Origin of the sequence: Pseudomonas sp. NPDC089396, from assembly GCF_044749545.1 — a bacterium.
GTDB lineage: Bacteria > Pseudomonadota > Gammaproteobacteria > Pseudomonadales > Pseudomonadaceae > Aquipseudomonas.
The window spans coordinates 49,629-71,008 of the sequence record NZ_JBIVIC010000006.1 but is presented as its reverse complement, the minus strand read 5'-3'; the positions used below and the strand labels follow the sequence as shown (position 1 = coordinate 71,008).

Here is a 21,380-nt window from a genome sequence, read left to right as displayed (position 1 = left end):
CCCGTTGAAGAAATCGTCACCTCCGAGTTCGATCATGCAAGCCGATGCGCTCCTGACCCAGGACGAGCTGGATTTCATCCAGAACATGCAGCACTCCCCGCAGTTGAACCTGGCCGACCCCATGTCGAGCCTGCTGGTCAACGGCGACCATCGCATTCAATCGTTGCTGACCCGCCTGGTCGCCAACGAGCAGGTCACCCTGCAGGCGCAATTCAACAATCAGCAGATCAGCTTCCCGTTGCAGCTGGTGGAAGACGAGTTCCACGCCCTGCACCTGCAGATCGGCTCGCCGGAGATCTACGAAGACGGCCCGATGCTGCGCCCCTGGCGCCTGTCGATGGACCAACCGAGCGCGCTGCTGGACGCCCAAGGCCAGACTTCCGGCTTGTTGGTGCGTGATATTTCCTTCAAAGGCGCACTGGTGGAGATTCGTGGCCTGGCACAAGCCCCGTCGCGCTTCGACTTGAACTTCGCCCCTGGGGGTATTGCGCCAATTGCCCTGCACGGCAGGCTACGCCGGCGTATCGGCCCTGACCTGGCGGCCTACGACCTCAGCCGCAGCCGCCCCGAGGAAGTCGAACGCCTGCGCGAATACATCCTCCAGGCCCATCGCCAGGCACACCCGGAGCTGCACGCTCAGGTGTCGAGCTGACCGGCCAGGTACTGCCGCAAGCGCCGCCGCATCAACCCAGCCTCTGCGCCGAGACATGCCACCAGGCTGCCTGCCAGGCTTTCCTGTGCCAGTTCGGCCGCCTCGCCCGCCAGCAACAATGGGCAATGCAGGCCCACGGCCAAGCGGCTCAGCCGCTTGCCCATGTGGAGGGTCAGTGAACGATTGGAGAACAGCACCACGGCATCCGGCCCGAGGCGCTCACTGATCAGTGCCAGCTCTTCCAGCGGTTGCCCTGGCATCAGCGGGGTCACTCTGACTTCATCACTCGCCAGCAGCAGCCCATTTACCAACAGCTCCAGCTCAAGGCATTGCCCTGGCAAGGGTGCCAACAACACATGACGGCCGCGCCGCTGCTGTGACAGTTGCAAACGCGTGAACACACGGCCCCGCAGGAACTGGTCGAGGAACAGCCATTCACTGGCCTGGCCAAACACCGCCTGTCCCGCCGCCAGATCGTGCCAGACCGGCATGAAGACATCGGCAAATACCTGGTCCTGGGTGATCGCAGCAAATACCTGGTCGAACAGGCGATCCAGGCCCGCGCCATCGAAACGCTGCACGGCGTCGCGCAGCTGGTCCTGCCAACCTTTGGCGGCATCGGGCGCCAATGCGCTCTGCACCACGGCGTGGTCGCGGGCAAGAATGCTGCCGACCTTGCTGACTGCAACACCGCGTTCGAGCCAACCGAGGATACGGCGGATATCGTCGATGTCGGCCTGGGAATACAGGCGATGACCACTCTCGGTGCGGGTAGGCTGGACCAGCCCGTAGCGGCGCTCCCAGGCGCGCAGGGTGACGGCATTGACCCCAGTGAGGCGGGAAACTTCACGTATCGGAAACAAATCGCGGTGTTCCATACCGGCTTCGGTTTGCGAAGTACGTCCCTGTTTGTTCATCAACACTGCGTAACCTGTGCACGGAAGTTGAACGCTCATTCTACTACGTCGCGATAGCCCACAGGACAACAGCCGTTTGCCCGACAAATTTTGCTGAACATTCGGTATACGCGATAATCCGCGCCCAATTCTTGCATGCACGCCTGCGCCGCCCACCACCCCGGGCGACACAGCCTAGGGGCCAGCTACCCGCCAGCCCCGCCGCCAGGAGATACACGATGTCTACCCCACCCGTCACCCTGATGGTGTCGCGCCGCGCCGCCCACGGCCGCTACCAGGACCTGCTGGCCTGGCTGCACGAAGGCGAGCAACTGGCCACCGACTTCCCCGGCTACCTCGGCTCGGGCATCTTCGCCCCACCCCGTGACTGCGACGAATTCCAGATCATTTTCCGCTTCAGCGACGAGCCCACCTTGCATGCCTGGGAGCACTCGGCCTCGCGTCGGGCCTGGTTGCAGCGCGGTAACGGCCTGTTCGAACGCCCCAAAGAGAGGCGCGTCAGCGGCATCGACGACTGGTTTGGCACCAATACGGTGCAAAAACCGCCGCGTTGGAAACAGGCGGTGGCCATCTGGCTGGCGTTCTTCCCGGTTTCGCTGCTGTTCAACCTGTTGTTCGGCCACTGGCTGGCGGGGCTGGAACTGGTGCCACGCGTGCTGCTCAGCACCCTGGCCCTGACACCGGTGATGGTCTACCTGTTCATCCCCCTCTCCACCCGCCTGCTGGCCAGCTGGCTGCACGCCGCACCGGCCCCAGGCGCCGCCCTGCGCAGCCGCTAGGCCGGGGCTACAAGAGGGAAACAGTTCGGGTATGCTGGGCGGCAACGACAGGACAGACAAGTTGACCGCCCGCACATGAACAGCCCCATTCTCATTACCGGAGCCAGCCAGCGCGTCGGGCTGGCCCTGGCCCTTGAGCTGGCACAGGCCGGCCATACCGTAGTCAGCGCCAGCCGCAGCGTCCAGGCGCAATCGGCGCACCCGAACATCGTCCAGTTCCAGGCCGACCTCTGCCAGGCAGCCGACCGCCAGGCCTTGATCGACTTCCTGCAGCATCGCTACGACGGCCTGCGCGCGATCATCCACAACGCCTCGCTGTGGCTCGACGATGGCCTGGACAACCTCGAGACCATGTTCCGCCTGCACGTCGAAGCGCCGTACCACCTCAACCTGGCCCTCGGCGAGCTGCTGGCCAAGGTCGACAAGGCCGACATCATCCATATCTGTGACGAAACCTCCTCGCGTGGCAGCAAGAGCCATATCGGCTATGCCGCGACCAAGGCCGCGCTGCAGAACATGGTGTTGTCGTTCGCCGAAAAGTACGCGCCCAAGGTGCGCGTCAACGGTATCCTGCCGGGCCTGCTGATCCTCAAGGAAGGCGGTGACGAGGCCTACCGCCAGCAGACCCTGAAAAAGGCCCTGCTGGAATTCGAACCCGGCGCCGGGCCGCTGATCGAGACGGTCAAATACCTGCTCGCCAGCCAGTACAGCACCGGCAGCCAGGTGGTCATCAACGGTGGCCGCCATCTGAAGAATCGCATGACCTGAGGGAAGCCCCATGACCCCGCAACAACAACTCGAACTCGAGGCCGCCGCCTTCCGGCGCCTGGTCGAACACCTGCAGAAACGCACCGATGTGCAGAACATCGACCTGATGAACCTGTCCGGTTTCTGCCGCAACTGCCTGTCCAAGTGGTACAAGGCCGCCGCCGACGAGCGTCAGCTCGACATCAGCCTGGATGATGCCCGCGAAGCGGTGTACGGCATGCCTTACGCCGAGTGGAAAGCCCAACACCAGAAAGAAGCCAGCGCCGAGCAACAAGCGGCGTTCGAAAAAGGAAAACCCCGTGACTGATCTGAATACCCTGCGCGCGAGCCTGGCCAGCGGCCAACACGCCTTTGCCGACACCCTGGCGTTCATTGCCGCCCATTACAGCTACCAGCCACAAGCCTTCAACAACGGCGGCGTGGAAAATGCCGCCGGGCAGAACGAAGGCTCGTGCAAGACCCTGGGCCTGGCCTTGCTGGAAGGCTTGAGCGACCAGGAGGCCTTGCTGGCCTTTGGCGAGCACTACCGTGATGTCGTGGCCACGCCAGAGGGCAGTGACCATGGCAACATCCGTGCGCTGATCAAGCAGGGTTTGGCGGGTGTGAAGTTCGCTGAACTGCCGCTCAAGCGTAGCGCCTGATAGCACCGGGGCCGCTGCGCGGCCCAATCGCCGGCAAGCCGGCTCCCACAGGGTTGTGGCGTAGCCTGTACGTGTGGGAGCCGGCTTGCCGGCGATGAGGCCGGTGCAGGCACCATCAACTGATGATCTTTCCCGGGCTACCTGCCAGCAACCTGCCCCGCTGCAACCACTCCAGCGCAATCGGCCACAAGCTGGCGCGGAACCGGTCATGGAAAAACGCGAAATGGCCAATTTCCTCAACCGAGATATCCACAGGCGCAATCCGCAAATGCTGGCGCTCGGTCCCCTGCAGGTAGCCCAGTAATCGCTCGGTAGCCGCCACAGTGCCGAACGGGTCGTCGGTCAGGCTGATCGCCAGGGTCGCCGCACGTACCAAGGCAAAGGGTGCCACTTCCAGGCTGCGCCCACTGGGCCTGTGTTCATAACGCGCAGTCCGGGTAGTCCAGTCATGCACCACGCCCGCCGGGGTATCTTCCATCCAGCCCAGGCGCTTGCCGGGAAAATAACCGAACGCCCGCGTCAGCAGCGGCATCACCACATGCCATTTGCCCAACAGCCGCCAACGCTGGTTGGCCGCGTAATCGCGCCAGTAGGCGAACTGCGCGCCCACCATCAACACACGCCGCACCTGGCCGGCAGACGGCGCCAGGCCCACTGCGCAACCGCCGAAACTGTGGCCCACGACATCCACCGGCTGGCCGGGGAACGCCTGCGCGGCGTGCGTCAGCATGGCTTCGAAATCCAGCCGACCCCAATCGCTCCATGAAGCCTGGAAACCGCGCAAGGAAGGCGGCCGCGATTCGCCGATGCCACGGTAATCGTAGGTCAGCACATCGAAACCCTGGGCGAACAGGTAGTCGGCAAAGCGCGCGTAGTAGCGGCAGCGTACAGAGGTGGCGGCATTGATGATCACCAGCGGGCGCTGGGGATGGGCCGGGGTGTGGCGCCAGCAGAAGCCACCGAGGCTGTAGCCGTCGGCTGTGGTCTGGCGAAAAGGGGTGGCCGGTTGGGTGAGGCTGCTCATGGCGCGCATTCCTTTTGTTGTGCGCCAACGCTAGCAAAAAATCTGGGGGCTGTACCGGCCCTATCGCCGGCAAGCCGGCTCCCACAAGTACAGCGCAGGCCTTGAGGGCGATGCTCTTCCTGTGGGAGCCGGCTTGCCGGCGATGAGGCCAGCCGGGTTCTACTTACAGCTCGACGCAGTCGAACTTCACATCGGTCGCCACGTCTTCGTCGTAGTTGACGTCAGCGCGCTCGAAGCCGAACAGGTTGAGGAACTGCTTCTTGTAACCGGCGTAGTCGGTCAGCTGGAACAGGTTCTCGGTGGTCACTTGCGGCCACATGGCCTTGCAGGCGTCCTGTACGTCGTCACGCAGTTCCCAGTCGTCCAGGCGCAGGCGGCCTTTCTCGTCCAGCTCCGCCGGGGCACCGTCAGCGCGGTACATACGGTCACGGAACATGCGGTCCAGTTGATCCTGGGTGCCTTCGTGAACGCCCTTCTCCTGCATGATCTTGAAGACCATCGACAGGTACAGCGGCATCACCGGAATAGCCGAGCTGGCCTGGGTGACGACCGACTTGAGCACCGCCACGTTGGCACTGCCACCTACCTTCTGGGCCAGACGCTGGGCAGTCTCGTCCAGGTCCTGCTTGGCCTTGCCCAGGGCGCCGTGCCAGTAGATCGGCCAGGTGATTTCGGTGCCGATGTAGCTGAAGGCCACGGTGCGCGCCTGTGGCGCGAGTACGCCAGCGGCGTTCAGGGCATCGATCCACAGTTCCCAGTCCTGACCACCCATGACGGTGATGGTGTCCTGGATTTCCTGCTCGGTGGCCGGCTCGATGCTGGCCTCGATGATGGTGTCCTTGTTGGTGTCGATGGCGGTCGACTTGTACGGCTGGCCGATTGGCTTGAGCGCCGAGCGGATCACTTCACCGGTCTGCGGCAGCTTGCGCACTGGCGAGGCCAGCGAATAGATGACCAGGTCGACCTGGCCGCCCATTTCGTTCTTGATCAGCTCGATGACCTTGGCGCGGGCTTCGTCGGAGAAGGCGTCACCGTTGATCGACTTGCTGTACAGGCCTTCGGCCTTGGCGAACTTGTCGAAGGCTGCAGCGTTGTACCAGCCGGCGGTACCGGCCTTGGTTTCGGTACCTGGCTTTTCGAAGAACACACCCAGGGTATCGGCCTTGAAGCCGAACGCCGCGGTGATGCGTGCCGCCAGGCCGTAGCCGCTGGAAGCGCCGATGACCAGGACCTTCTTCGGGCCATCCTCGCGCACGCCCAGCTTGCGGGTGGCTTCGATCTGGTCACGGACGTTGAGCTCGCAGCCCTTCGGGTGAGTCGTGGTGCAGATGAAACCGCGAACCTTAGGATGAATGATGGCCAATGTCTGTACCTCGTCAGGTTTATGCTGGGGAAGCGCCACCAGGCAGCGCTTCCGATTGATCAGAGGGTGAGACTACCCCCAAAGGTTATCCGACACATATTACGGGCTGATCGGGGGGATTCAAATCCGCCCGCATCAATCTTGCCCCAGTGCGTCTTTCAACCAAGCGAGAAACTGCCTGGCCAGCGGATCATCCTGGCTGTCCCGATGCACCAGGCAAGCCCACGCCGGGCCCCGTACCCGCTGCGCCGAAAGCGCCTGCAGCTGCCCCTCGTGTACCGCCCGCCGGGCCAGCAACTGGCTGACCAAGGCAATGCCCAAGCCTTCGCTCGCGGCATCCAGCAACAGCCCAGGGTCGGAGAAATTCAGCCCTTTGCCCTGCTGCCCGACCTCCTCGCCGCCCTCCAGCTGCCAATGGCTCCAGTCCATCTCGCGCTCGCCATGCAGGGTGGTACGAGCGCGGGCATTCGCCAGCGAGGGGTGGCAGGCCGGGTACAGCAGGTCCTGGTGCAGCACCGTGAAGCTGCACTCGGCCTGGGCGCTGAGGTCATCGCGGATGGCCAGGTCGATGGTTTCGGTGGCCATGTCCGGCACCTCGAAACTGGTGAACAGCCACAGGTCGACCTCCGGGCAACGCTGATGAAAATCGGCCAACCGCGGCAGCAGCCAGTGCCGGGCAAACGCCGGCGTGGTGTTGACCACCAGCTGGTTGGGCTTGCGGTACTGATCGAGGCGGCGAATGCCTACGGCCAGGTGCTGCAACAGCGACTGAGTGGTGCTGAGCAGGTCATGCCCGGCATCGGTCAGGCTGACGCTGCGGCCACTGCGGTGGAACAGCGGTTGTTCCAGGTAGGTTTCCAGGCTGCGAATCTGTTGGCTGATGGCCGACTGGGTCAGGTTCAGCGCCTCGGCGGCCTTGTGGAAACTGCCCAGCCGAGCCGCGGCTTCGAAGCCCCGGAGGGCATTGAGGGGTGGCCAGTGTTTCAGCATGATCGATAAGCCCTGCTAATCAGATGTGCGCTAAATCTATCGTTTGTCGCTGCCGCTTCATAGCCATAGCATGGGCACCAACACCCGCGACGGCGGGCTTCGTTGATAAAAATCCTTAATAGATCGGAGTTCACTATGGACCTGTCCCTCGACAGCGGCTGGCGCATGCCTGCCGAATGGGCCCGCCACGCTGCCACCTGGATGATCTGGCCGCACAACCAGGCCCTGTGGGAAAACGGCTGGCAGGTGCGCCTGGCCGATGTACAACGCGACTTTGCACGGGTGGCCGCCGCCATTGCCCGCTTCGAGCCGGTGAAAATGGTCGTCGATCCCTCGGCAATGGCCACTGCGCGCGCCTTGTGCGGTGCCAACATCGAGCTGGTCGAACTGGCCGTCGACGACAGCTGGTGCCGGGACAGCGGCCCCAGCTTCATCTGCCACCCGCAACATGGCCTTGCCGGCCTGAGCTGGCGTTTCAATGCCTGGGGCGACAAGTCCGCGCACGGCCAAGACCGCAGCCTGGGCCGGCGCATCCTCGACCACCTGGGCCTCGACGGCTTCAGCACGGCCTTGTGCAACGAAGGCGGCGCCATTCATGTGGACGGCGAAGGCACGCTGATCACCACCGAGTCGGTGCTGCTCAACCCCAACCGCAATCCCGGTATCAGCAAGGCCGAGTTCGAACGCTGCTTCGCCCGCCACCTGGGCATCCGCAAGACCATCTGGCTGCCCGGTGACCCGCAGTACGTCACCGGTGACATGACCGATGGCCACGTGGACGGTGTGTGCGCCTTCGCCCGCCCTGGCGTGCTGCTGGTCGATGCCACCCATGATCACGGCTCGGTGTATGCCGAGGTCGCGCGAGAGAACCGCCGAGCCCTGGAACTGGCCACGGACGCACAGGGCCGCCGGTTCGAGCTGCTCGACCTGTACGAAGCCAGCGCCGCTGTCGACCCCGAGGCCGAGGTGTTCTGCGCCTCCTACACCAACTTCTACCTCGCCAACGGCGCGGTCATCATGCCCGCCTACGGCATCGCCGCCGACGCCGACGCGGCCACACAGCTGGCGCATGCCTTCCCCGGCCGGGAAATCGTGCCGGTGCGCATCGACCACATCGCCCACGGCGGTGGCGGCATCCACTGCATCACCCAGCAACAACCCGAGGTGCAGCCATGAGCCTGCTGCGCATCGCCACGACCCAGATGCCATGCAGCTGGAGCCTGCCGGACAACCTCGACCGCGCCGAGCAGCTGGTGCGTCAGGCCGCCGCCCAGGGCGCCCAGGTGATCCTGCTGCAGGAACTGTTCGCCACCCCCTACTTCTGCATCGAACAGGACCACCGCCACCAGGCCCTGGCCGAACCCTATGCCGACAGCCCGATCCTGCAGCGTTTCGCTGCCCTGGCCGGCGAGCTGGGCGTGGTCCTGCCGCTGAGTTGGTACGAACGGGCCGGCAATGCCTTCTTCAATTCGCTGACCGTCGCCGACGCCGATGGCCGCCTGCTCGGTCTCTACCGCAAGACCCACATCCCTAACGCCATCGGCTATCAGGAGAAGGAATACTTCAGCCCCGGCGACACCGGTTTCAAGGTCTGGGACACCGCCTTCGGGCGTCTGGGCATCGGCATCTGCTGGGACCAGTGGTTCCCCGAAACCGCCCGCTGCCTGGCACTGCTAGGCGCTGAAGTGCTGTTGTTCCCCACCGCCATCGGCTCGGAACCGGGCGCTGCCGAACTGGACTCGCGCGACCATTGGCAAGTCGCCATGCGCGGCCATGCCGCCGCCAACCTGCTGCCGGTGGTGGCCGCCAATCGCGTGGGCGAAGAAGTCGCGGGCAGCGATCAGACCCTGTCCATGCGCTTTTATGGCTCGTCGTTCATCTGCGATCACAAGGGCGCCCTGCTGGCCGAAGCCGACCGCAGCAGCACGGGTATCTGGCTGCATGACCTGGACCTGGCGCGCATGCGCGAAGACCGCCTGAGCTGGGGCATCTACCGCGACCGGCGTCCGGAAATGTACGCGCCGCTGTTGACCCTGGACGGCCACCACTCCCACGTTGCGAGGGCCTGAACATGAAACTGCCACACCTGGCGGCGCTCGCCCTGACGCTCTGCGCCAGCCACGCCCTGGCCGAACAGCCGACCCTGCGCCTGTACAACTGGGCCGACTATTTCGCCGAAGACACGCTCAAGCAGTTCACCGCTGAAACCGGCATCCAGGTGATCTACGACGTCATGGACGGCAGCGAGGTGCTCGAAGCCAAGCTGATGTCGGGCCGCAGTGGCTACGACCTGGTCTTCCCCGGCGATACCGTGGCCGAGCGGCTGATGCGCGCCGGCAGCCTGCAGCCGCTGGACCGCAGCCGCCTGGAGGCGCTCGACGACATCGAGCCAGGCCTGCGCAAGCTGCATGACCAGTACCCCAAGGCCAGCCAGGCCACCGTGCCCTATACCTGGGGCACCATCGGCCTGACGAGCAACGCCGGCATGATTCGCCAGCGCATGGCCGATGCCCCGCTGGACAACCTCGACCTGCTGTTCAAACCGGAGCTTGCCGCCAAGTTCGCCGACTGCGGGATCTCGATCATCGACTCGCCCGACGAAGTCCTGGCCGTGGTCCTCAACTACCTGGGCCGGGAACCGCGCAGCGCCAAACGCGAAGACCTGGCCGCGGCCAGCGAACTGCTCAAGGCGGTGCGCCCGTATATCCGCAAGTTCCAGTCGCAACCGGTCACCGAGCTGGTCAACGAGAACCTGTGCCTGTCGCTGGGCTACAGCGGCGATGTGATCCAGGCCCAGCGCACCGCCGAGGCCGCCGGCAAGCAGCTCGACTTCCAGTACCGCGTACCGCGCCAGGGCACCACGGTGTGGATGGACACCATGGCGATACCCACCGATGCCAAGCACCCGGAATACGCCTATCGTTTCATCAACTTCGTCATGCGCCCGCAGAACATGGCCGCAATCAGCAACTTCACCGGCTACCCGACGGCCAGCGCCAAGGCCCGCGAGGCGGTTGAACCGCGCTTGCGCGACAACCCCGATATCTACCTCGACGAAGCCACCTATGCCCGGCTGATTCCGGGCCGTGACATTCCCCAGGCCGACATGCGCGCGCGCATGCGGGTGTGGACCCGCTTCAAGACTGCACAGGACTGACTGACCCATGCCAAGCCGTAGAACCTTCCTGCAACTGTCACTGGCCGCGGGCCTTGGGGCCAGCCTGGGCTTGCCCCTGGGCCTGGCCCGCGCCGAGCAACCCGGGCGCTGGTTCATGCCCGACGAGGGCGAACCGCAGCAACGCGCGTTCATTGCCTTCGGCGCCCAGGACGCCATCTGGGAGGATTTCACCGCCGACGTGCAAGCGGCCCTGGGCCGTATCGCCCAGGCGATTGCCCGCTACCAGCCGGTGACCGTGTTCTGCCGTGCCAGCGAACGCGAGCTGGCCGTGCAACATTGCGGCAGCCACAACACCCAGTTCGAGACCTGCGAGCTGGATGACATCTGGATGCGCGACATCGGCGCCAACTTCGTCGTCGATGACGGCAACGGCCTGGGCGCGGTGGACTTCAACTTCAACGGTTGGGGCAACAAGCAACGCCATCGCAACGATGCCCGGCTGGCCAAGCGAGTCGCCACGCTGGCAGGTGCGCAGTATCAGCGCAGCGAACTGGTTGGCGAAGGGGGCGCCATCGAAGTGGACGGCCATGGCACCGGCATCATGACCGAAAGCAGCTGGATCAACGCCAACCGCAATCCGGGCTGGAGCAAGGCCGATATCGAAACCGAGCTCAAGCAGCGCCTGGGCCTGAGCAAGATCATCTGGCTGCCGGGCATCGCCGGCGAGGACATTACCGACGGGCATGTGGATTTCTATGCCCGCTTCGTCCGACCCGGCGTGGTCATTGCCAACCTGGACAAGGATCCCGAGTCGTATGACTACGACGTGACCCGCAAGCACCTGGAGATTCTCAAGAAGGCGACCGACGCCGAGGGGCGGCGCCTGCAGGTGCACGTGGTGTCACCGCCGATGCGTGGGCGGAAAAACAGGTTCAGCAAGGGCAACCCGGACTTCGCGGCGGGTTATATCAACTACTTCGTGATCAATGGCGCCATCATCGCCCCGCAGTTCGGCGATGCCCAGGCCGATGAAAAGGCGCGGGCCTTGCTGGCAGCGCTGTACCCGGAGCGCGAGGTCGTGCAACTGGACATCGATGCGATCGCGGCAGGCGGTGGCGGCATTCACTGCGTCACCCATCAGTGCCCGGCCTAGTGGCCCTATCGCCGGCAAGCCGGCTCCCACAGGTACTCTTGAGGCCTGTGGGATCGTTGTGGGAGCCGGCTTGCCGGCGATGAGGCCCGTCCAAACAACGCCGGTCAAACGCCATCACGGCTCATCAGAAATACGCCGCCGACGCCCGGTCAGCATCGACAGCGGCAGGTTCTCGCGCAAACGCACGCTCTCGACGATGGCCGCCAGCACATGCACGCAAACCAGCGCCAACACGCCATCGGCCAGAAAGCTATGCACATCCATGGGCCAATCGGCGCCCCATAGCGCATCGATTTCCTGTGATGCCCACCCCGTCAGCCCCAGGCCGGTGATGCCAGTCAACATCAACAGCATCACCAGTGCGCCAATTGGCGAATGCCCCAGCCGGTGGTAAGGCTGGCCCTTGAACAACGCCCGGGCATGGGCCGCAAGGCGCGCAGGCGTTGGCCAGAAGTCTGCCCAACGCGCGCTCTGCGGACCGACGAAGCCCCACACCAGGCGTATGACCACACAGCCCAGGGCGTAGTAACCGAGCCACTGATGCCAGTCGTCGCCCTCTTCGTTAAAAAAATAATCGGCAAAGAACACGGTGGCGAAAGACAGGTGGCACAGGCGCAACAGCGGGTCCCACAGTTTTACCGTGGCGTCTGGCATCAGTCTTCGATCTCGGTCTTGACTGCCTTGCCGGTGACCGGGTCATGGTAGATCTCGACCTTCTTGCCATCCTTGTTGAAGCCATAGATCTCGTAGCAGTTGCCTTTGGTGACCTTGAACTTGTTGATCTTGTAGCCCTGCTCCTTGAGCTGGGCCTGGAATTTATCCGGGTCTTGCCAGGTACTCTTGTCGGCAGTGGTGCATTGCGTGGCGGCGAAGGCGGCACTGCTGCCCAGTAGCAGGGTGGCGGCAATCAGGATACGCATGACGATAGGCTCCAATCTGGGAGTTGAAAGGCTGGGTTGAACGTTTCCAGCTTAGTCGGGGCGCGCTGCCTGTGCGTTCTCCAGCGTCAGAATTGGCCCTATCGCCGGCAAGCCGGCTCCCACAGGTACGCCACTGTTCTCAAGGGTAGTGGGGTACCTGTGTGGGAGCTGGCTTGCCAGCGAAAGGGCCGCCACTGACACGCAATGTCTTGTTCAGAGCATCCCCCTGCGCATCTGGACATGACCCCTTTCGACTCTTGCGCCACACTGTCGCCCTGAACCCTCCAGGTGCCACCCTGCCATGAGCCTGCTGAAATCGGCGCTGCGCGAAAAATCCTTCGTCTGCGTCATGGAGTTCGTCCCCAAGCCCTCGGCGCAACGCTTCGCCGCCATGCAGGCCATCATGCAGCGCGGGCACCTGTGTGGCTGGCCCATGACCCTGGCCATCGGCGACCGCGTCGCCAGCCCGCTGGACCTTTCGCCGCTGGATGCTCTGGACAGCTTCAGCACGCCCGTGCCCGCCCTGCCCCACTTCTCCGGCAAGGACCGCGAACGCCACCATCTGCTGGCGCAATTGCAACGCATGGACGCCGCCGGCCTCGATCAACTGCTGCTGCTCACGGGCGACCGCCTCCCCGGCCATCAGCCCGGTGAGCGGCCGGTGCGTTATCTGGAATCGGTCGCCGCCCTGCAGATCGCCCGTCAGGCGTGCCCCCACTGGCTGCTCGGCGCTGCGCTCAACCCGTTCAAGTACCGCGAGGAAGAAGGCGGCGCGCAATACCTGAAGGCACAGAAAAAGCTCGCCGCCGGTGCCGACTTCCTGATCCTGCAATTGGGCTTCGATGCCGACAAGCATCAGGAGGCCCTGCAGTGGATGAACCGGCAAGCCACGCCGAAACCGCTGCTGGCCTGCCTAATGAGCCTCACCCACGGCCGCGCGGCGATGCTCGAACACGTCGCCGGCGTCACCGTCACGCCTTCGATGCGCGCCATGCTCGAAGCCGAAACTGCCGTTTCCAAAGCCTTCGCCCAGACGCGCAGCGTCGATCGCCTGGCCTTGCAGATCATCGGAGTGAAGCTGATGGGCTACGCCGGGGTACACCTGTCGGGGGTGCACGAACTCGAGCAATTGCTCGCGCTGGAGGCGCGCATCGAACACTGGCAGGCACGCATTCATTCACTGGCGCAATGGGCACTGGCCTGGGCGCAGAGCTGGCAGATGCCTGGCCTGCCTGGCGTGACCTTCCACCCGCCGTTGGCCGACTGGCGCAATGGCCAATCCCTGGTCAGCGCCTCGCCCGCGGAGAAGCTGCGTTACCACCTGCTGCACGGGTTCCACGCAGCGCTGTTCAGCCGCAACAACTGGCTGAGCAAGGCGTTTGGCTGGGGGGTGCGCCGGCCTCTGTGGGGCACGGCAACGGGTGCGCGGCTACTGCATGGACTGGAGCGCAGCGTGAAGCGGCCGCTGCTGGGCTGCGATACCTGTGGCCGCTGCCGCCTGGAAGACACCTTGTACATCTGCCCGGAAACCTGCCCCAAGGGCCTGGCCAACGGCCCCTGCGGCGGCACCGCGCTCAATCGCTGCGAGTTCGGCGACCGCGAGTGCATCCACAGCGTCAAGTACCGCACCGCCAAAGCGGTGCAGCAGATCGCCGTGCTCAGCGAGCGGCTGATCCCCTGTATCGAGGTCGAAACCCGCCACCGCAGCTCCTGGCCACAGTGGTTCGAGGCTCAGCCAGCGCGCCGCCTCAGCCCGCAGCCAGCGCCTCGAACCCAGCCCGAATCCTAGCCTCGGGCAGTTCATCGGCGATGAACACCATCACGCTTTCGCGCGCCTCGCCCTCGGCCCACTCGGCGTCCCAGTCGAAGCCATAGAGCTTGAGCACACCCTGGAACACCAGGCGACGCGCTTCGCCGGCGATGTTGAGCACGCCCTTGTAGCGCAGCAGTTGCTTGCCGTGGGTTTCCAGCAGGTCGTTCATGAAGTCGCTGAGGCGGTCAATGTCGAGCGGGGTCTCGGTACGCAGTACCAGGGTCGAGATGCGATCCGGCGTCGCGGGCTTGAGCAGCGGGCGCAGGGTCGGCTTGAGGTTGGCACCCAGGTCCGGGTTGAGGTTGAAACCGCGTACATCGAGCAGCTCGGCCAGGTCGATACGGCCGTGCTCGACCACACGGATGCTCGCTCGGCCATTGATGCGCGCCAGACGCGCCTGCAGCGCCTCCACCGCCGCCGGCTCGACCAGGTCGGTCTTGCTCAGCAGCAGGCGATCGGCAAAGCCGACCTGGGCCTGGGCGATGGCCTGGGTCAGGTGCAGCTCGGCGTGGGCGGCATCGACCAGGGTGATGATGCCGTCAAGGATGTAGCGATCGCGCAGTTCCTCTTCGATGAAGAAGGTCTGCGCCACCGGCGCCGGGTCAGCCAGGCCCGTGCACTCGATCACCAGGCGGTCGAAGGCGATCTTGCCGGCATCCAGGCGCTCGAGCAGCAGGTACAGCGCGCGGGTCAGGTCGCCATGGATGCTGCAGCACACGCAGCCGTTGGCCAGGGTCATCACCTGCACCGGCTCGTCGCCCAGCAGCTGGCTGTCGATGCCGGCTTCGCTGAATTCGTTCTCGATCACGGCGATTTTCAGGCCGTGCTCGGCCTTGAGCATGTACTTGAGTAGCGTGGTCTTGCCGGCTCCCAGGAAGCCAGTGAGCACGGTTACGGGAATAGGCGTCTGCACGCAGAAATGCTCCTGTGCGGAAAAAACAATGGCCCCATCGCTGGCAAGCCAGCTCCCACAGGTTCTCCGCAGGCCTCAAGGCTTGTGGGGTGTCTGTGGGGTCCCACTGGTTCTCCGCAGGCCTCAAGGCTTACGGTGAACCTGTGGGAGCCGGCTTGCCGGCGATGAGGCCGGGACAGGCTGAAACTACAGGCTCAACAACACTTCGGCCCGGACTTGCCACCGTAACGCGCTTCCTGGCGTTCGCGGAAGAACGCCTCGTAGCTCATCACCGGCTTGTCCGGGTGCTTGGTCTGCATGTGCTCGACATAGTTGTCGTAGTCGGGCATGCCGACCATCAGGCGGGCTGCCTGCCCCAGGTACTTACCCAGTCGACCCAGGTCGTTGAACATCGCAGCAGTCCTCTCAAGCGTCAGGCAGGGCCTGGAACGGGGTTTCCTTGTCGGTGCGCTCCTTGCGGCCGAGGGCGGCGTAGCCAACCTTGACGGCGAAGAACAGCACGCTGAACACCACAATCAGGAACAGCACGGTCAGGCCGGCGTTGGTGTAGGCGTTGAAGATCACATGCTGCATCTGCCCGATGTCCTTGGCCGGGGCCAAGACCTGGCCGGCGTCCAGCGCAGTGCTGTACTTCTTGGCCAAGGCCAGGAAGCCAACGGCCGGGTTCGGGTCGAACAGCTTGATCAGGCCCGCAGTGGTGGTGCAGATCAGCAGCCACACGGCCGGCAGCAAGGTGACCCAGACGTAGCGCTGGCGCTTCATCTTGATCAGCACCACGGTGCCGAGCATCAGGGCGATACCCGCCAGCATCTGGTTGGAGATGCCGAACAGTGGCCACAGGGTGTTGATGCCGCCCAGCGGGTCGATCACGCCCTGGTACAGCAGGTAGCCCCACAGGGCCACGCAGCCGGCAGTGCCGATCAGGTTGGCGGTCCACGACTCGGTGCGCTTCAGGGCTGGCACGAAGCTGCCCAGCAGGTCCTGCAGCATGAAGCGGCCGGCACGGGTACCGGCGTCCACCGCGGTAAGGATGAACAGGGCTTCGAACAGGATCGCGAAGTGGTACCAGAAGGCCATGGTGTTTTCACCCGGCAGCACCTGGTGGAGGATCTGCGCGATACCCACGGCCAGGGTCGGCGCACCGCCGGCACGGGCCAGGATGGTGTGCTCGCCGATGTCGCGGGCGACCGCCTCCAGTTGCTCAGGGGTGATCAAGAAGCCCCAGCTGCTGACCGTTTGCGCCACCGAAGCGACGTCGGCGCCGACCACGGCGGCCGGGCTGTTCATGGCGAAGTACACGCCCGGCTCGATCACCGACGCGGCGACCATGGCCATGATGGCGACGAACGACTCCATCAACATGCCGCCGTAGCCGATGTAACGGGCGTTGGTTTCGTTGTCCAGCAGCTTCGGCGTGGTCCCCGAGGAGATCAGCGCGTGGAAGCCGGACACCGCACCGCAGGCGATGGTGATGAACAGGAACGGGAACAGGGTGCCCTTCCACACCGGGCCGGTGCCGTCGGTGAACTGGGTCAGCGCCGGCATTTTCAGCTCGGGCATGGTTACCAGGATGCCGATGGCCAGGGCAATGATGGTACCGATCTTGAGGAAGGTCGACAGGTAGTCACGCGGCGCCAGCACCAGCCACACCGGCAGTACGGCGGCAACGAAGCCATAACCCACCAGCATCCAGGTGATCTGCACGCCGGTGAAGGTGAAGGCCGGGCCCCAGACCGGATCGGCGGCAATCTGGCCCCCCAGCCAGATCGACCCCAGCAGCAGCACCACGCCGACCACCGAGATCTCGCCGATGCGGCCCGGGCGGATGTAGCGCATGTAGATGCCCATGAACATCGCGATCGGGATGGTCGCCATCACCGTGAACATGCCCCACGGGCTCTCGGCCAGGGCCTTGACCACGATCAGCGCCAGCACCGCAAGGATGATGATCATGATCAGGAAGCAGCCAAACAGGGCGATGGTCCCCGGGATGCGGCCCATCTCCTCACGCACCATGTCGCCCAGCGAGCGGCCGTTGCGGCGGGTGGACAGGAACAGGACCATGAAGTCCTGTACCGCACCGGCCAGCACCACGCCGGCGATCAGCCACAGCGTGCCGGGCAGGTAGCCCATTTGCGCGGCGAGTACCGGGCCGACCAGCGGGCCGGCGCCGGCGATGGCGGCGAAGTGGTGACCGAAAAGAATGTGTTTGTTGGTCGGGACGTAGTCCAGGCCGTCGTTGTTGAGCACCGCGGGGGTGGCTCGGCGTGGGTCCAGTTGCATCACCTTGGTGGCGATGAACAGGCTGTAGTAGCGATAGGCGACCAGGTAGATGGCAACCGACGCGACCACGATCCACAAGGCATTGATTGCCTCGCCGCGACGCAGGGCAACCACACCCAGCGCGCAGGCCCCTATGACTGCCAGCGCCAACCACGGAATGTGGCGTAGCAGGCTATTATTGTTGTTCATGGTTTAGTTCCAGCTGGTGGATTGGAAAAGACCGCCCATCGAGTCTAGGGCGAGTCATCGCGCATTGCCACACTTGCTTGGGTCTAGAGCCTCTGCGTCCAGATTACGGTACCTGATGCACATAACCACTAACTATAGTCAGGATGTGTCACCCGAGGACCCGCCCATGAGCGATCACGACGAACGCAGGCGCTTCCAGCGCATCGACTTCGACGCCCCTACCGAACTGCGCCAGGGCGATCGCCGCTGGCCGGTAAAATTGCTCGACCTGTCGCTAAAAGGCCTGCTGATCGAGTGCCCCAAGCCCTGGGATGCCGACCTGACCCAGGATTTCGATGCGATCATCCACCTCGACCGCGACGTCCGCGTGCAGATGCAGGTGGAATTGCGCCATGAAGAGCCCACGCGGCTGGGCTTCGTCTGCCTCTACATCGACATCGATTCGATGTGTCATTTGCACCGTCTTGTGGAACTGAACGTGGCCGACAGCACCGAAATGATGCGGGAACTGCGCGAACTCATCGAATAATGGAATCTCTTAGCTAGCTAATTGCTTTCCCACCTTGTGTTTCTTGTCTACCCAGACAGCTTTAAGCCTGGGTAGCAGGACTTTGTACACAGCCCTCTAGCACAGCATTTGAAGACTTGGTACGCGATCTGCATTGCCTCTAGGGACGCAATGCAAGGCCGCCTGTACGCGCTCCGATCAAAATATTGTATACAATTCTTGTGGCAATCATTTGTAGGAAGTGTCTACAGTAGCGGCACAACAATAAACAGCGAGCCTGCTCAATGACTACGTCCCCTAGCACGTCTCCCGCCAAGCGCCCCGAGGATGAAAACCTCGGGCTTGGCGCCAACCTGGCTTATGGTCTGCAACACGTGCTGACCATGTATGGCGGGATCGTCGCGGTACCCCTGATCCTCGGGCAGGCTGCAGGCCTGAACGGTGCCGAAATCGGCATGCTGATCGCCGCCTCGCTGTTTGCCGGTGGCCTGGCCACGCTGTTGCAGACGCTGGGCCTGCCGTTCTTCGGTTGTCAGTTGCCGTTGGTACAAGGCGTATCGTTCGCAGGCGTTGCGACCATGGGCGCGATTCTCAGCAGCGAGGGCGGTGGTGGCCTGCCTGGCGTGTTGGGTGCAGTGATGGCCGCCTCGCTGATCGGCTTTTTGATCACCCCGGTGTTCTCGCGCATCACCAAGTTCTTCCCGCCGCTGGTGACCGGCATCGTCATCACCACCATCGGCCTGACCCTGATGCCCGTGGCCGCACGCTGGGTGATGGGCGGCAACAGCGCCTCGCCGGAGTTCGGCAGCATGGCCAACATCGGCCTGGCGGGGTTGACCTTCGCCATCGTGCTGCTGCTGAGCAAGCTGGGCAGCGCAACCATCTCGCGGCTGTCGATCCTGCTGGCCATGGTGATCGGCACGCTGATCGCCTGGGCACTGGGCATGACCGACTTCAGCAAGGTCGCCGAAGGCCCGATGTTCGCCTTCCCCACGCCGTTCCACTTCGGCATGCCGACCTTCCACATCGCGGCGATCCTGTCGATGTGCATCGTGATCATGGTGACGTTGGTGGAAACCTCGGCCGACATTCTCGCCGTGGGTGAGATCATCGAAACCAAGGTCGACTCCAAGCGCCTGGGCAATGGCCTGCGCGCCGACATGGCGTCGAGCATCCTGGCGCCGATCTTCGGCTCCTTCACCCAGAGCGCCTTCGCCCAGAACGTCGGGCTGGTGGCCGTGACCGGGGTCAAGAGCCGCTATGTGGTGGCCACCGGTGGTGTGATCCTGGTGGTGCTCGGCCTGCTGCCGGTGATGGGCCGGGTGATTGCCGCGGTCCCCACCCCGGTACTGGGCGGCGCAGGCATCGTGCTGTTCGGCACCGTGGCTGCCAGTGGCATCCGCACCCTGTCGAAGGTCAACTACAAGAACAACGTCAACCTGATCATCGTCGCCGCCTCGCTGGGCTTCGGCATGATCCCGATTGCCGCGCCGACCTTCTACCACCACTTCCCGAACTGGTTCGAGACCATCTTCCACTCCGGCATCAGCTCGGCGGCGATCATGGCCATCCTGCTGAACCTGATCTTCAACCACTTCACCGCCGGCAACTCGGACCAGCAGTCGGTGTTCGCCGCAGGCTACGAGCGCACCATCCAGTACTCGGACATTTCGTCGCTGCGTGATGGCGACTATTTCAAGGATGGCAAGCTGTTCGATGCCGAGGGCAACGAGGTGCCGGTGATGGAGATGGACGAGCAAGGCAACGCGACGCCCAGGCGCAGTGCGGTCGCCGAGCATTGACCGCTGACTGAGCGGTTACGCGGGGGAGCCGATGCGCATCGTCGGCTCCCCTTTTTGTTTGTCTGTAATGGCCCTATCGCCGGCAAGCCGGCTCCCACAGGAATCGAAGGCGCTGCTTAACCTTGTGGGAGCCGGCTTGCCGGCGATAGGGCCGGAACTGACAAGGAATTACTCGAACAAGGCGTCCAAAGCCTGTTCCAGCCGGGTCACGGCAATCACCTGCAACCCCGCCGGCGGTTCCTTCGGCGCATTGCCCTTGGGCACGATGGCCCGCTTGAAGCCATGCTTGGCCGCTTCCTTCAACCGCTCCTGCCCGCTGGGGACCGGTCGCACTTCACCAGACAGGCCGATCTCACCGAACACCAGCAGCCCATGGGCCAACGGCCGGTTGCGCAAGCTGGACATCACTGCCGCCAGCAAGGCCAGGTCGGACGCGGTCTCCAGCACCTTCACCCCGCCTACCACGTTGAGAAACACATCCTGGTCGTGGGTGGGAATGCCGCCATGCCGGTGCAGCACGGCCAGCAGCATCGCCAGGCGGTTCTGGTCCAGGCCCAGGGTGACCCGCCGCGGGTTGGCCAGGTGGCTGTCATCCACCAACGCCTGCACTTCCACCAGCATCGGCCGGGTGCCTTCCCAGGTGGCCATGACCACGCTACCGGGCACTTCTTCCTGGGCACGGTTGAGGAAGATCGCCGAGGGGTTGGAAACCTCCTTCAGCCCGCGGTCGGTCATGCCGAACACGCCCAGTTCGTTGACCGCACCAAAGCGGTTCTTCACCGCCCGCAACAGGCGCAGGCGGCCATCGGACTCGCCTTCGAAATACAGCACGGTATCGACCATGTGCTCCAGCACCCGCGGGCCGGCCAGCGAGCCTTCCTTGGTGACGTGGCCGACCAGGAAGATCGCCGTGCCGCTCTGCTTGGCATAACGCACCAGTAACGCCGTGCTCTCGCGCACCTGGGCCACGCCACCGGGCGCTGACTGCAGCTGTTCGGTGAAGATGGTCTGGATCGAGTCGATGACCATGACCCGCGGCTTCTCCAGCCGCGCCGTGGCGATGATGGTTTCGATACAGGTTTCGGTCATCACCTTGAGCTGATCCTGCGGCAGGCCCAGGCGCCGTGAACGCATGGCCACCTGCTGCTGCGACTCTTCACCGGTGACGTACAACGCCGGCATGCCCACGGCGATGTTGCACAGGGTCTGCAGCAGGATGGTCGACTTGCCGATACCGGGGTCGCCACCGATCAGCACCACCGAGCCATCGACCAGGCCCCCGCCGAGCACGCGGTCCAACTCGGTACTGCTGGTGGTGAAACGGGGAATTTCCTCGACGCTGACTTCGGCCAAGGTCTTGATCTGCGCCTGCTGCCCGGTCCACCCGGCACGCCCGCTGGGCGCGGCGGCACCGGCGCTTTCGATCATGGTTTCGACCAGAGTGTTCCAGGCCCCGCATTCGCCGCACTGGCCGGCCCATTTGGGGAAGGTCGCGCCGCATTCGGTGCAGCCATACAAGCGCTTGGCTTTGGCCATGGGCAGGTTCT

Annotated in this window: 22 protein-coding genes; 12 read left to right on the top strand and 10 right to left on the bottom strand. The window is 64.2% G+C overall.

The annotated features are described in order from the left end of the window. Positions 1-34: 34 nt before the first annotated feature. Positions 35-652 carry a hypothetical protein gene (locus ACIPZB_RS12735; RefSeq protein WP_400640481.1) on the top strand — a complete coding sequence of 206 codons (618 nt, stop codon included), beginning with the start codon at positions 35-37 and terminating at the stop codon, positions 650-652. Here the strand turns inward: ACIPZB_RS12735 and ACIPZB_RS12730 are convergent. Continuing rightward, the gene (locus ACIPZB_RS12730) at positions 637-1,569 is read right to left on the bottom strand and encodes a MerR family transcriptional regulator (RefSeq protein WP_400640480.1); all 933 of its coding nucleotides are present in this window, start codon (positions 1,567-1,569) and stop codon (positions 637-639) included. The two genes, ACIPZB_RS12735 and ACIPZB_RS12730, sit on opposite strands and share 16 nt — an antisense overlap. 218 nt (positions 1,570-1,787) lie before the next feature. On the opposite strand from ACIPZB_RS12730, the gene ACIPZB_RS12725 reads away from it, so the two are divergent. The 4 genes from ACIPZB_RS12725 (at position 1,788) to ACIPZB_RS12710 (ending at position 3,757) form a co-directional block, all read left to right on the top strand. Next, entirely contained in the window at positions 1,788-2,348 is a 561-nt protein-coding gene (locus ACIPZB_RS12725) for an antibiotic biosynthesis monooxygenase (protein ID WP_400640479.1), read from the top strand. Positions 2,349-2,423: 75 nt separating this feature from the next. After that, entirely contained in the window at positions 2,424-3,116 is a 693-nt protein-coding gene (folM, locus tag ACIPZB_RS12720) for a dihydromonapterin reductase (protein WP_400640478.1), read from the top strand. Positions 3,117-3,126: 10 nt separating this feature from the next. Next, the gene (locus tag ACIPZB_RS12715) at positions 3,127-3,423 is read left to right on the top strand and encodes a DUF1244 domain-containing protein (RefSeq protein WP_400640477.1); all 297 of its coding nucleotides are present in this window, start codon (positions 3,127-3,129) and stop codon (positions 3,421-3,423) included. Continuing rightward, entirely contained in the window at positions 3,416-3,757 is a 342-nt protein-coding gene (locus ACIPZB_RS12710) for a HopJ type III effector protein (RefSeq protein ID WP_400640476.1), read from the top strand. The genes ACIPZB_RS12715 and ACIPZB_RS12710 overlap by 8 nt, the downstream gene beginning before the upstream one ends. Positions 3,758-3,872: 115 nt before the next feature. On the opposite strand, the gene ACIPZB_RS12705 is transcribed toward ACIPZB_RS12710, so the two are convergent. The 3 genes from ACIPZB_RS12705 to ACIPZB_RS12695 all read right to left on the bottom strand — a co-directional run bounded on the left by ACIPZB_RS12705 (position 3,873) and on the right by ACIPZB_RS12695 (position 7,134). Continuing rightward, complete coding sequence (locus ACIPZB_RS12705; RefSeq protein ID WP_400640475.1) at positions 3,873-4,781, bottom strand: alpha/beta fold hydrolase; 909 nt, start codon at positions 4,779-4,781, stop codon at positions 3,873-3,875. A 163-nt stretch (positions 4,782-4,944) separates the two neighbouring features. After that, positions 4,945-6,144, bottom strand: a complete 1,200-nt coding sequence (fabV, locus tag ACIPZB_RS12700) for an enoyl-ACP reductase FabV (protein WP_400640474.1) — start codon at positions 6,142-6,144, stop codon at positions 4,945-4,947. A gap of 135 nt (positions 6,145-6,279) precedes the next feature. Then, a complete protein-coding gene (locus ACIPZB_RS12695) occupies positions 6,280-7,134 on the bottom strand; it encodes a LysR substrate-binding domain-containing protein (protein ID WP_400640473.1) in 855 nt (284 codons plus the stop codon). A 135-nt stretch (positions 7,135-7,269) separates the two neighbouring features. Between ACIPZB_RS12695 and ACIPZB_RS12690 the strand changes: the two genes are divergently transcribed. From ACIPZB_RS12690 to ACIPZB_RS12675, 4 genes are read left to right on the top strand one after another with little or no spacing between them, the layout of a single operon-like run. After that, a complete protein-coding gene (locus tag ACIPZB_RS12690; RefSeq protein ID WP_400640472.1) occupies positions 7,270-8,310 on the top strand; it encodes an agmatine/peptidylarginine deiminase in 1,041 nt (346 codons plus the stop codon). Continuing rightward, positions 8,307-9,203: an N-carbamoylputrescine amidase gene (aguB, locus tag ACIPZB_RS12685; protein ID WP_400640471.1), complete on the top strand. Its 897-nt coding sequence runs from the start codon at positions 8,307-8,309 to the stop codon at positions 9,201-9,203. The genes ACIPZB_RS12690 and aguB overlap by 4 nt, the downstream gene beginning before the upstream one ends. A 2-nt stretch (positions 9,204-9,205) precedes the next feature. Then, positions 9,206-10,291, top strand: coding sequence for an extracellular solute-binding protein (locus ACIPZB_RS12680; RefSeq protein WP_400640470.1), 1,086 nt, complete (start codon positions 9,206-9,208; stop codon positions 10,289-10,291). A gap of 7 nt (positions 10,292-10,298) precedes the next feature. Next, positions 10,299-11,405, top strand: coding sequence for an agmatine/peptidylarginine deiminase (locus ACIPZB_RS12675; protein WP_400640469.1), 1,107 nt, complete (start codon positions 10,299-10,301; stop codon positions 11,403-11,405). A gap of 114 nt (positions 11,406-11,519) precedes the next feature. Here ACIPZB_RS12675 and ACIPZB_RS12670 read toward each other — a convergent pair whose 3' ends face one another. Next, positions 11,520-12,059: a cytochrome b/b6 domain-containing protein gene (locus tag ACIPZB_RS12670; RefSeq protein ID WP_400640468.1), complete on the bottom strand. Its 540-nt coding sequence runs from the start codon at positions 12,057-12,059 to the stop codon at positions 11,520-11,522. Beyond that, positions 12,059-12,325, bottom strand: a complete 267-nt coding sequence (locus tag ACIPZB_RS12665) for a PepSY domain-containing protein (RefSeq protein WP_400640467.1) — start codon at positions 12,323-12,325, stop codon at positions 12,059-12,061. Before ACIPZB_RS12665 ends, ACIPZB_RS12670 begins: the two co-directional genes overlap by 1 nt. Before the next feature lie 301 nt (positions 12,326-12,626). On the opposite strand from ACIPZB_RS12665, the gene ACIPZB_RS12660 reads away from it, so the two are divergent. Further along, positions 12,627-14,114, top strand: coding sequence for a methylenetetrahydrofolate reductase C-terminal domain-containing protein (locus ACIPZB_RS12660; RefSeq protein ID WP_400640466.1), 1,488 nt, complete (start codon positions 12,627-12,629; stop codon positions 14,112-14,114). On the opposite strand, the gene yjiA is transcribed toward ACIPZB_RS12660, so the two are convergent. From yjiA to ACIPZB_RS12645, 3 genes are all read right to left on the bottom strand, one after another. Next, positions 14,074-15,051 (bottom strand): GTPase, encoded by a 978-nt coding sequence (gene yjiA, locus ACIPZB_RS12655; RefSeq protein ID WP_400640465.1) that lies wholly within the window; start codon positions 15,049-15,051, stop codon positions 14,074-14,076. The genes ACIPZB_RS12660 and yjiA overlap by 41 nt on opposite strands. 194 nt (positions 15,052-15,245) lie before the next feature. Then, positions 15,246-15,443, bottom strand: a complete 198-nt coding sequence (locus ACIPZB_RS12650) for a YbdD/YjiX family protein (protein ID WP_008094130.1) — start codon at positions 15,441-15,443, stop codon at positions 15,246-15,248. A 13-nt stretch (positions 15,444-15,456) separates the two neighbouring features. Next, positions 15,457-17,523, bottom strand: a complete 2,067-nt coding sequence (locus ACIPZB_RS12645; RefSeq protein ID WP_400640464.1) for a carbon starvation CstA family protein — start codon at positions 17,521-17,523, stop codon at positions 15,457-15,459. Positions 17,524-17,689: 166 nt separating this feature from the next. Here ACIPZB_RS12645 and ACIPZB_RS12640 point away from each other — a divergent pair, with 166 nt between their 5' ends. Further along, complete coding sequence (locus ACIPZB_RS12640) at positions 17,690-18,052, top strand: PilZ domain-containing protein (protein ID WP_400640463.1); 363 nt, start codon at positions 17,690-17,692, stop codon at positions 18,050-18,052. A gap of 263 nt (positions 18,053-18,315) precedes the next feature. Then, positions 18,316-19,833: a nucleobase:cation symporter-2 family protein gene (locus tag ACIPZB_RS12635; RefSeq protein WP_400640462.1), complete on the top strand. Its 1,518-nt coding sequence runs from the start codon at positions 18,316-18,318 to the stop codon at positions 19,831-19,833. 168 nt (positions 19,834-20,001) lie between these two features. On the opposite strand, the gene radA is transcribed toward ACIPZB_RS12635, so the two are convergent. Then, a complete protein-coding gene (gene radA / locus ACIPZB_RS12630; RefSeq protein WP_008094137.1) occupies positions 20,002-21,369 on the bottom strand; it encodes a DNA repair protein RadA in 1,368 nt (455 codons plus the stop codon). Positions 21,370-21,380 lie beyond the last annotated feature (11 nt).

Coding starts and splice junctions, on each gene's coding strand:
- ACIPZB_RS12735 (WP_400640481.1), top strand. CDS start 35: ATGCAAGCCGATGCGCTCCTGACCCAGGACGAGCTGGATTTCATCCAG.
- ACIPZB_RS12730 (WP_400640480.1), bottom strand. CDS start 1,569: ATGAACAAACAGGGACGTACTTCGCAAACCGAAGCCGGTATGGAACAC.
- ACIPZB_RS12725 (WP_400640479.1), top strand. CDS start 1,788: ATGTCTACCCCACCCGTCACCCTGATGGTGTCGCGCCGCGCCGCCCAC.
- folM (WP_400640478.1), top strand. CDS start 2,424: ATGAACAGCCCCATTCTCATTACCGGAGCCAGCCAGCGCGTCGGGCTG.
- ACIPZB_RS12715 (WP_400640477.1), top strand. CDS start 3,127: ATGACCCCGCAACAACAACTCGAACTCGAGGCCGCCGCCTTCCGGCGC.
- ACIPZB_RS12705 (WP_400640475.1), bottom strand. CDS start 4,781: ATGAGCAGCCTCACCCAACCGGCCACCCCTTTTCGCCAGACCACAGCC.
- ACIPZB_RS12695 (WP_400640473.1), bottom strand. CDS start 7,134: ATGCTGAAACACTGGCCACCCCTCAATGCCCTCCGGGGCTTCGAAGCC.
- ACIPZB_RS12690 (WP_400640472.1), top strand. CDS start 7,270: ATGGACCTGTCCCTCGACAGCGGCTGGCGCATGCCTGCCGAATGGGCC.
- aguB (WP_400640471.1), top strand. CDS start 8,307: ATGAGCCTGCTGCGCATCGCCACGACCCAGATGCCATGCAGCTGGAGC.
- ACIPZB_RS12680 (WP_400640470.1), top strand. CDS start 9,206: ATGAAACTGCCACACCTGGCGGCGCTCGCCCTGACGCTCTGCGCCAGC.
- ACIPZB_RS12675 (WP_400640469.1), top strand. CDS start 10,299: ATGCCAAGCCGTAGAACCTTCCTGCAACTGTCACTGGCCGCGGGCCTT.
- ACIPZB_RS12670 (WP_400640468.1), bottom strand. CDS start 12,059: ATGCCAGACGCCACGGTAAAACTGTGGGACCCGCTGTTGCGCCTGTGC.
- ACIPZB_RS12665 (WP_400640467.1), bottom strand. CDS start 12,325: ATGCGTATCCTGATTGCCGCCACCCTGCTACTGGGCAGCAGTGCCGCC.
- ACIPZB_RS12660 (WP_400640466.1), top strand. CDS start 12,627: ATGAGCCTGCTGAAATCGGCGCTGCGCGAAAAATCCTTCGTCTGCGTC.
- ACIPZB_RS12650 (WP_008094130.1), bottom strand. CDS start 15,443: ATGTTCAACGACCTGGGTCGACTGGGTAAGTACCTGGGGCAGGCAGCC.
- ACIPZB_RS12645 (WP_400640464.1), bottom strand. CDS start 17,523: ATGAACAACAATAATAGCCTGCTACGCCACATTCCGTGGTTGGCGCTG.
- ACIPZB_RS12640 (WP_400640463.1), top strand. CDS start 17,690: ATGAGCGATCACGACGAACGCAGGCGCTTCCAGCGCATCGACTTCGAC.
- ACIPZB_RS12635 (WP_400640462.1), top strand. CDS start 18,316: ATGACTACGTCCCCTAGCACGTCTCCCGCCAAGCGCCCCGAGGATGAA.
- radA (WP_008094137.1), bottom strand. CDS start 21,369: ATGGCCAAAGCCAAGCGCTTGTATGGCTGCACCGAATGCGGCGCGACC.